6 protein-coding genes and 1 pseudogene are annotated in these 8,105 nt (G+C 68.5%); 6 read left to right on the top strand and 1 reads right to left on the bottom strand.

What is annotated here, in order from left to right:
* The 3 genes from CVV76_RS23450 to CVV76_RS23440 all read left to right on the top strand — a co-directional run.
* Window positions 1-968, top strand: a 968-nt coding sequence (locus tag CVV76_RS23450; RefSeq protein ID WP_332888550.1) for a sensor histidine kinase, incomplete at its 5' end; no start/stop codon positions are given.
* A 392-nt stretch (window positions 969-1,360) separates the two neighbouring features.
* Window positions 1,361-3,130, top strand: a complete 1,770-nt coding sequence (locus CVV76_RS23445) for a thiamine pyrophosphate-requiring protein (protein ID WP_102227110.1) — start codon at window positions 1,361-1,363, stop codon at window positions 3,128-3,130.
* 1 nt (window position 3,131) lies between these two features.
* A complete protein-coding gene (locus tag CVV76_RS23440) occupies window positions 3,132-4,232 on the top strand; it encodes an enolase C-terminal domain-like protein (RefSeq protein WP_102227109.1) in 1,101 nt (366 codons plus the stop codon).
* A 31-nt stretch (window positions 4,233-4,263) separates the two neighbouring features.
* Here CVV76_RS23440 and CVV76_RS25535 read toward each other — a convergent pair.
* Window positions 4,264-4,629: pseudogene (locus tag CVV76_RS25535) on the bottom strand (sensory rhodopsin transducer).
* 206 nt (window positions 4,630-4,835) lie between these two features.
* Between CVV76_RS25535 and CVV76_RS23430 the strand changes: the two are divergent.
* The 3 genes from CVV76_RS23430 to CVV76_RS23420 are packed head-to-tail and all read left to right on the top strand — an operon-like array spanning window position 4,836 to window position 8,097.
* The gene (locus tag CVV76_RS23430; protein WP_102227108.1) at window positions 4,836-5,816 is read left to right on the top strand and encodes a hypothetical protein; all 981 of its coding nucleotides are present in this window, start codon (window positions 4,836-4,838) and stop codon (window positions 5,814-5,816) included.
* Window positions 5,813-6,439 (top strand): gluconate 2-dehydrogenase subunit 3 family protein, encoded by a 627-nt coding sequence (locus tag CVV76_RS23425; RefSeq protein ID WP_102227107.1) that lies wholly within the window; start codon window positions 5,813-5,815, stop codon window positions 6,437-6,439. The genes CVV76_RS23430 and CVV76_RS23425 overlap by 4 nt, the downstream gene beginning before the upstream one ends.
* Entirely contained in the window at window positions 6,436-8,097 is a 1,662-nt protein-coding gene (locus CVV76_RS23420; RefSeq protein WP_102227106.1) for a GMC family oxidoreductase, read from the top strand. Before CVV76_RS23425 ends, CVV76_RS23420 begins: the two co-directional genes overlap by 4 nt.
* Window positions 8,098-8,105 lie beyond the last annotated feature (8 nt).

The following is an 8,105-nucleotide window of genomic DNA, read 5'->3' as shown; positions in this document are numbered from 1 at the left end:
TCAAACTCGCCCTCGACGTCGCAAGAATCGGCGTCTGGGAACTCGACCCGCAGCGGGGGCTCACGAAGGTGGACCGGCGGGTCGCGGAACAGTTCGGCCTTGAGAACGAGGGGCGCTACCCGGCAGGCACCTTCTTCGCGCGCATGACCGAGACGGATGCCCTTCGGGTCAGGGACGCGATAGAGACGACCTTTGCCGAAGGCGGCCGGTTCGACGAGGAATACAGGATCACGCCGCCCGACGGGACCGATCGCGTGGTGCGCGCGGTTGCCCGGAAACGCCTGAGCTCGATGCCGGGCCGCGGCGCGAGCCTGCTTGGCGTCAACCTCGACGTGACGGCGGAAGCCGAGGTCGCGCAGATGCGCGAACTGATGCTGCGCGAGATGAACCACAGGGTGAAGAACCTGTTCACGGTGATCGCCGGTCTGATGCGCCTTGCCGCACGCGACGCGCAGACGCCCAAGGAACTCGTCGCGGACATGTCGCGCCGCATCACCGCGCTCGCCCGCTCGCATGAGCTGACGCAGACGATCGGGCAAAGCTCGCGCCTGGGCGAAGCGATCGCCGTCGCGATCGATCCCTACAGCGAAGGGCGCGAAATCTCGCTTTCGGGCCCCCCCGTGCCGATCTCGCAAGACCAGCTTACGTCGCTCGCGCTGATCTTCCACGAATGGGCGACCAACTCGGCCAAGTACGGGGTGCTGGGGGATGTCGGCGGCAAGCTCGATATCACGTGGGGGTTTGATGCGGCACCCGAAGGCGACACGGCGGGCGATACGCCGGCAAGGATGATCCGGGTTTCGTGGGCCGAGCATTTCGACCGCCCGCTTCCCACCCCCGCAACGCCTGAGGGCCGCGGCTTCGGCACCACCCTTCTCGGCCTCTCCGCGGCGCAGCTTGGCGGACGGATCGAAGTGGAACAGACCGAAACGGCACGCAGGAACATTCTGGTCTACACGGAGGAGTGATCGTACATCCGGACGGAGAGGTCGAGCAGGATCCCGCCATACCGCCGATTCAGAACAGGAACCCCACGCCGCAGATCATCGGCAGGAACAGCCGGTCCGGCGAAGGACGGCGATGTCCGAGCGTGATACGGCCCCTGTTTTGGCCGGTTCCAAGGATGTCTGATCGCATTTGCGTGACGGCAACTAAATAAACCTGAGGTTAGTGAGCAGCCTGAGCACGCCGCGATCTTGCGAAGGCGCTGAGTCGCGGTGGAATTTTCAAGCGAAAATGTCATGGGACATGGGCGCGCACCGCCATTCTCGCGGGCACGTCACTTTCAATTGCAGGAACTCTGACCCGGGCGCTGTCCTTCCGTCGTCGTGCGCAAACACGATACACGGAGGATTTTCCGATGTCCGATACTGTCGCCGACTTCATTCTTACGCGGCTCAAGGCCTGGGGGATCACTCGCATCTACGGATTTCCCGGAGACGGGATCAGCGGACTGGTTGCCGCCCTCGGCCGCGACGACGAGATCGAGTTCGTGCAGGCCCGGCACGAGGAAAGCGCGGCCTTCATGGCCGCCGCCCATGCCAAGTGGACGGGCGAGGTGGGCGTCTGCCTCGCGACCTCGGGGCCGGGCGCGATCCATCTGCTGAACGGCCTGTACGACGCCAAGCTCGACCACCAGCCGGTGATGGCCATCGTCGGCCAGCAGGGGCGCAACGCGCTTGGCGGCAACTACCAGCAGGAGGTCGACCTGCAGAGCCTCTTCAAGGACGTCGCCAGCGATTTCGTCCAGACGATGATGGCCCCGGGACAGGCGCGCCACCTGATCGACCGGGGCCTGCGGATCGCCAAGGCGCGGCGCAGCGTGACCTGCGTCATCGCGCCGAACGACGTGCAGGAAAGCCCCGCGGTCGAGACCCCGCCCCACGCCCACGGCACGGTGCACAGCGGCGTCGGCTACCAGGCCCCGCGCCTGCTGCCGGCCGAGGCGGACCTGAAGGACGCGGCCGACATCCTGAACGCGGGCGAGAAGGTCGCGATCCTCGTGGGCGCCGGCGCGGCCGGCGCGCAGGACCAGGTCGCCCGGCTTGCCGACAAGCTGGGCGCGGGGGTGGCCAAGGCGCTGCTCGGCAAGGCCGCGATGCCCGATGACCTGCCCTACGTGACCGGCTCGATCGGGCTGCTGGGAACCAAGGCGACCGACTGGATGATCCGCCATTGCGACACCCTGCTGATGATCGGCTCGCGCTTTCCCTATTCCGAATTCCTGCCCGAAGAGGGGAAGGTGAAGGCGGTTCAGATCGACCTTGATCCCACGATGATGTCGATGCGCTACCCGATGGACGTGAACCTTGCAGGCGACGCCGCCGACACGATCGAAGCGCTGCTGCCGCATGTCGAGCAGAAGACAGACAAGGACTGGCGCGGCAAGATCGAGGGCCACGTCAAGGAGTGGTGGGACGGCGTCGAGGAACGCGCCAAGGAAAGCGCCGACCCGGTGAACCCCGAACGGCTGTTCTGGGAGGCCTCCTCGCGCCTGCCCGACCGCGCGATCCTGAGCGCGGACAGCGGCAGCTCGGCCAACTGGCTGGCGCGGGCGATCAAGATCCGCAGCGGCATGAAGGCCTCGCTTTCGGGCACCCTGGCGACGATGTGCCCCGGCGTGCCCTACGCGGTGGCGGCCAAGTTCTGTTACCCCGACCGGGCGGCCGTGGCCTTCGTCGGCGACGGGGCGATGCAGATGCTGGGGATCACCGACCTGATCACAGTGGCCAAGTACTGGCGGCAGTGGTCCGAGCCGCGCCTCGTGATCTGCGTGCTGGCGAACCAGGACCTCAACCAGGTGACCTGGGAATTGCGCGCAATGGCGGATTCGCCGCGCGTGGCCAAGACCCAGGACGTGCCCGACGTCGACATGGCCGCCTATGCCGAGCTGCTGGGGCTGCAGGGGATCCGGGTCGAGAAGACCGAGGATATCGGCCCCGCCTGGGACCGCGCCTTCGCGGCCCAGTGCCCGACGGTGATCCACGCCGTGGTCGACCCCGACGTGCCGACGCTGCCGCCGCACATCACGATGGACCAGGCCAAGTCGTTCATGAGCGCGGTGCTGCAGGGCGATTCCGAATCCGGCGGGATCATCAAGCAGGCGATCAAGCGCGTCTCGGATCGCTGAGATGGCACTTTCGGCTCCCCCCCGTATCGAGGAGGTCAGGACCCGCGTCCTGACCTTCCCCACCGACGCGCCGGAATCCGACGGCACCCTGGAATGGACTTCGACCACGATGATCCTGGTCGAGATCTCGGCAGGCGGCGTGACGGGCCTCGGCTACAGCTACGGAATGCCGGCGGTCGGCGACATCGTGCGGGACGCGCTGACACCGCTGGTCGTCGGGCGCAATCCGATCGACATCGCGGCAATCTGGCTGTCGCTTGTCCACGCGATGCGCAACAACGGCCGAGACGGGCCGATCGCCATGGCCATCGCCGCCATCGACACCGCTTTGTGGGACCTCAAGGGCAAGCTGCTGAACCAGCCGGTCGCCGCCCTCCTTGGCCGCGCGCGGGACGAGATCCCCGCCTATGGATCGGGTGGCTTCACCTCGTATGACGCGCAGCAGATGCGCGAGCAGCTTGGCGGTTGGGCACGCGACGGCTTTGCCATGGTCAAGATCAAGGTCGGCCGCGATCCCCGGAAGGACCCCGAGCGCCTGCGTCTGTCGCGCGAGGTGATCGGGCCGGATGTTGCCCTCTTCATGGATGCGAACGGGGCGCAGAACCGCAAGGAGGCGCTGGCGCTTGCCGAGCAGGCCGCGGAACACGGCGTGGTCTGGGACGAGGAGCCGGTCTCGTCGGACGATCTGGCGGGGTTGCGGCTGATGCGGGACCGCGCGCCCGCCGTGATGGACATCGCGGCCGGGGAATACGGCTACGACATCACCTACTTCCGCCGCATGCTGGAAGCCGGGGCGGTGGACGTCCTCCAGGCCGACGCCACGCGCTGCGCGGGCATCACCGGCTTCATGGGGGTGGCCGCGCTGTCGGCGGCACATCAGACGCCCCTTTCGGCCCATTGCGCCCCCGCGCTGCACCTTCACGCCTGCCTTGCCGCGCTGCCCGCCGTGCACCTGGAATGGTTCCACGACCATGTCCGGATCGAAAGCATGCTGTTCGATGGTGCCCCGGTGCCCCGGGCCGGAAAGCTGCGCGACTCCGGCGCGCCCGGGTTCGGGCTGACCGTCAGGCCCGATGTCGCGGACCGCCATCATGCGGGTTGAGATCCACACCTCCCCGGCGGCGCGCGCCTCCTCAGCACAGGGCGGCGAGCGTGCTGAACACCGCGTTCTCGGCCTTCCGGGAATCCAGCCGCGCGTGCTGCACCGCCACGGGCGCATCCGCCGTGATCGCGCAGGAACAGCCCAGATTGGTCGGCACCGGCGGGTCGAGGTCGTTGATCCGCCGGTGCACCGTCCGCTCAGCTGGAGCGTCGAGCCGGTAGGGCCCGGCGGATGCGCGGTCCTCGAATTAGATCATCAGCTCGACCCGGACGCCGGCAGACCCGGTATTGAGGATGTTGATCGAACCGTGGCTGAGCATCTCGGGCTCGGGCCCGTTGCTCCAGGCCGGAAGATAGCCGTCTGCGATCGCCCAGCGGCGGTATCCTATCGGATCCATGAAAATGCCCTCCCGGCTTGCTGCTGCAGGGCGAACCCGCCCGGCGGGGCCGGGCTCCGGGATCCCGACCTTGCGCCGGGTCAAGCATTGCTCGCGCGGATGGGATGCGGCGCCGGGACACCACGCGAACCGACCCGGGCCGAGGTGCCACGATCCGCGACCCGACCAACAGGCATTCCCCACGCGAGACAAGGGAGGCGCGCGCCATGACGCAAGGCAGGATCTCGGAACTTCTGGTCAGGGAAACCGGCCGGCCCGTGGGCGGCAAGGGCATGTCGCTGATCGTCGCAACCGCGGGCCTGGGGTTCCTGGCCGCCGGGCTGGCCGCGCGCAGGCCCTCGGGCGGCCCCCACACGCCCTCCGCCACCTCGCCACGCAAGCGCGAGGCGTTGCGCCTGTCACGCGACGGGGCGGCGATCATGGGCAGCAGTGTGCTTCTGGACAGCGGGATGGAACATCTGCGCGGCGATTACCGCCGCGACGCGATGTACGCGGCCCCGCTCGCCGGGGCGGCGTCGATGGCTGCGTCCATGGCCGAGCCGCGCACGGGCAGCCCGGGCAAGTTGATCGAGGGGGTGCATGTGGGCGCCGTCGCGACCGGGATGGCGGGGATGGGGTTCCACCTCGGCAACGTGCTGCGGCGGCCGGGCGGCCTGTCGTGGGACAACCTGTTCTACGCGGCGCCGCTGGGCGCGCCCGGTGCGCTGATCATGAGCGGACTGATCGGGATGGCCACGCACCGCATGGCGCGCTCTTCCGGGCAGGAACGGCGCCACGGGCGCCAGCTGGCCGCGCTGAGCGCGGGCGCCATGCTGGCCGAGACGGCCGAGGTCGCGCTTCTGCATTACCGCGGCGCCTATCATGACCCGGCGATGTACCTGCCCGTGACCCTTCCCCCCATGGCCGCCGCGGGCCTTCTGCTGGAAGCCGCCCGTCCCCGCCGCAGGCGCCGCGGGCCGCTGCGCCTGCTGCTGCGGGGGGTCGAGGCGCTGGGATACATCGGCACCGCGTTTCACGCGCTTGGCGTCGCGCGCAATTCGGGGGGGTGGCGGAACTGGCGACAAACCACGATGGCCGGTCCGCCGATGCCGGCGCCCATCAGCTTTGCGGGCCTTGGCAAATCGGGCCGCGCCGCGCTGGACCTTCTCGACATCGCCGACGACCGCCTTGGGGAGGACAGCAAATGACCGGCCCGTTCCGCACTCCCTACCCCGGCTACGACGTGCTGGATAAATGGGACAGCCCCTCCTACGACGATGCGACGCGCGAGGTGCTGCGCGCCCGCACCACGCCACCACCCCGCCGCTTTCTGTCCGAGGCGCGCTTTGCCGTGCTGGCCGCGCTTTGCGACACGGTGATCCCGCAGCCCCGCGCCCGGCCCGTGCAGATCGCTCCCTTCCTCAACGCCGCACTGCACGACGACCGCGGCACCGGCACGCGCTTTGCAGTGATGCCGCCGGACCGCGACGCCTGGCCGCTTGGCCTCGACGCGATCGACGCCGAAGCGAAGGCGCATCACGATGGCACCGGCTTTGCCGATCTCGCCCGCCCCGAGCGCACGCTTGTGCTGAAAGAGATCGACGCGGAGCGTCTGCGCGCCCCTGACGCATGGCAGGACATGCCGGCGCAGAAGTTCTTCCGCGCGCTCGTGCTCAAGCAGATCGCGCAGTTCTACTATTCCCAGCCCGCCGCGATGAGCGAGATCGGCTACGGCGGCCCGGCCTCGCCCCGCGGCTACGTGCGCCTGAACGCGCAGGGCATCGACCCGTGGGAGGCCCCCTACGGCCAGTGGAAGGAGACTGACGCATGACCCGCCCGATCGGACGCCGCGCCGCAGAGGCCGAAACCGACCCCCGCGCGGTGAACGGCTGCGCCCCCGATGTCTTCAGCCGCGACGGCACCGTGCCGATGCGGGAATTCCCCGAGAGCGAGGAGGTCGATTTCGTCATCGTCGGCGCAGGCTGCGGCGGCTCGGTGCTGGCCGCGAAGCTGGCCGAGGCCGGGATGTCGGTGGTCCTGTTCGACGCGGGCCCGTTCTTTCGCCCGCTGTCGGATTTCGCCTCGGACGAATACGAGCAGGAAAAGCTCTACTGGCTCGACCCCCGGGTCTCGGACGGCGACGACCCGATCGAGCTTGGCGCGAACAATTCGGGCCAGGCAGTGGGTGGGTCGACCGTGCATTTCCAGATGGTGTCGCTGCGCTTTCGCCCCGAATGGTTCAAGTCGCGCACCAAGCTTGGCTACGCCAGGGACTGGCCGGTCGACTGGCAGGAGATGTGGAAATATTACGCCGAGGTCGAGAACGCGCTGAAGATCTCGGGCCCGATCCGCTACCCTTGGGGGCCCAAGCGTGGCCGCTACCCCTACCGCGCGCATGAGGTGAACGAGGCGGGCCTCGTCCTTGCCCGCGGCGCCGAGGCGCTGGGGGTCGACTGGGCGCCCACCCCGCTGTGCACCGTCTCGGCCCCGCGCGGAAAATCCCCGCCCTGCGCCTATCGCGGGATGTGCAAGATCGGCTGTTCGGTGAACGCCAAGCAATCCATGCTGATCACCTACGTCCCCCGTGCGATCCGGGCCGGGGCCGAGGTGCGCGACCTTGCCATGGTGGGCCGGGTCGAGACCGGCCAGGATGGCCGCGCGACCGGCGTTTCCTACCATCGCGGCGGCGAATGGCGCCACCAGAAGGCGCGCAACGTGGTCCTCGCGGGCTATTCGATCGAAACACCGCGGCTGATGCTGAACTCTGCCACCTCGCGGCATCCGCAGGGTCTTGGCAATTCGAACGGCATGGTCGGGCGCAACCTGATGGTGCATTCCAACCACGCTGTCTGGGGCGAGTTCGAGGACGAGATCCGCTGGTACAAGGGCCCGCCCTCGATGGCGACCTGCGAGCACTGGAATTATGTCGACGACGACCCGACCAAGGATTTCGACGGCGGGTATTCGTTCATGAGCCAGGGCCCCTTGCCGGGCGATTTCGCGGGCACGCTGACCGGGGCCACGGGCATGTTCGGCGATGAGTTGCTGACCGCGATGGGCAAGTACAATCGCATGGCGGGGCTGAAGATCGTGGGCGAAACGATGCCCGCCCCCGACAACCGCGTCACCCTGGCCGATGAGAGCGACCCCCTCGGCCTGCCGCGGGCCAGGGTCACCTATGCCTTCAGCGACAACGACAAGCGGCTGCAGCGTCACTCGCTGGATTTCATGTCGAAGATGCTGGGCGCCGCGGGTGGGCGGAACCTGCTGGAAACGTCGAGCACCGCGCACCTGATGGGCGGCTGTGCGATGGGCGACGACCCGGAAACCTCGGTCACCGACGACATGGGCCGCAGCTGGGACATCGACAACCTGTGGATCTGCGACGGCTCGCTGATGCCCACGGCGGGCGGGGTGAACCCGGCGATGACCATCCTCGCCAATGCCGCGCGCATCGCAGACCGCATCGTCGCCGCACGAAACGGCTGAGCACCGAC

This window comes from Acidimangrovimonas sediminis (assembly GCF_002871005.1).
Taxonomy (GTDB): domain Bacteria; phylum Pseudomonadota; class Alphaproteobacteria; order Rhodobacterales; family Rhodobacteraceae; genus Acidimangrovimonas; species Acidimangrovimonas sediminis.
Note: the sequence above shows the minus strand (reverse complement) of the source record. Positions and strands in the feature narration are given on the sequence as shown.

Bases quoted from the DNA above. Each gene is read 5' to 3' on its own strand.
- CVV76_RS23445 (WP_102227110.1), top strand. From the start codon at position 1,361: ATGTCCGATACTGTCGCCGACTTCATTCTTACGCGGCTCAAGGCCTGG.
- CVV76_RS23440 (WP_102227109.1), top strand. From the start codon at position 3,132: ATGGCACTTTCGGCTCCCCCCCGTATCGAGGAGGTCAGGACCCGCGTC.
- CVV76_RS23430 (WP_102227108.1), top strand. From the start codon at position 4,836: ATGACGCAAGGCAGGATCTCGGAACTTCTGGTCAGGGAAACCGGCCGG.
- CVV76_RS23425 (WP_102227107.1), top strand. From the start codon at position 5,813: ATGACCGGCCCGTTCCGCACTCCCTACCCCGGCTACGACGTGCTGGAT.
- CVV76_RS23420 (WP_102227106.1), top strand. From the start codon at position 6,436: ATGACCCGCCCGATCGGACGCCGCGCCGCAGAGGCCGAAACCGACCCC.